Annotated in this window: 1 protein-coding gene; it reads right to left on the bottom strand. The window is 67.0% G+C overall.

The genetic code is table 11. The annotated features are described in order from the left end of the window. The coding region (locus tag HMPREF2710_RS09540; protein ID WP_305793919.1) for a biotin/lipoyl-containing protein at positions 1-370 on the bottom strand (370 nt) is incomplete at both ends.

The following is a 370-nucleotide window of genomic DNA, read 5'->3' as shown; positions in this document are numbered from 1 at the left end:
CAACCTTGTCGGTGGAAACCTCAACCAGGGGCTCGTCAACCTCAACCTGCTCGCCAACTTCCTTCAGCCAGCGGGTAACGGTGCCCTCGGTGACGGACTCGCCCAGTGCGGGCAGTACGACCTCGATGCCTGCAGCAGCAGCTGCGGGAGCAGCCGGAGCAGCGGCGGGTGCTGCGGGAGCAGCCGGAGCCTCAGCAACCGGAGCGGGAGCTGCGGGAGCCTCAGCAACCGGAGCCGGAGCAGCGGGAGCAGCTGCAGCAGCAGCGTCGCCGATGATAGCCAGAACCTGGCCAACCTCTGCGTCCTCATCCTCGGGGATGCGGATCTCGAGCAGGGTACCTGCTACGGGGGAGGGAACCTCGGTGTCAAC

Origin of the sequence: Rothia sp. HMSC069D01, assembly GCF_001810135.1 — a bacterium.
GTDB lineage: Bacteria > Actinomycetota > Actinomycetes > Actinomycetales > Micrococcaceae > Rothia.
This window is presented reverse-complemented; position numbering and strand designations above follow the sequence as displayed.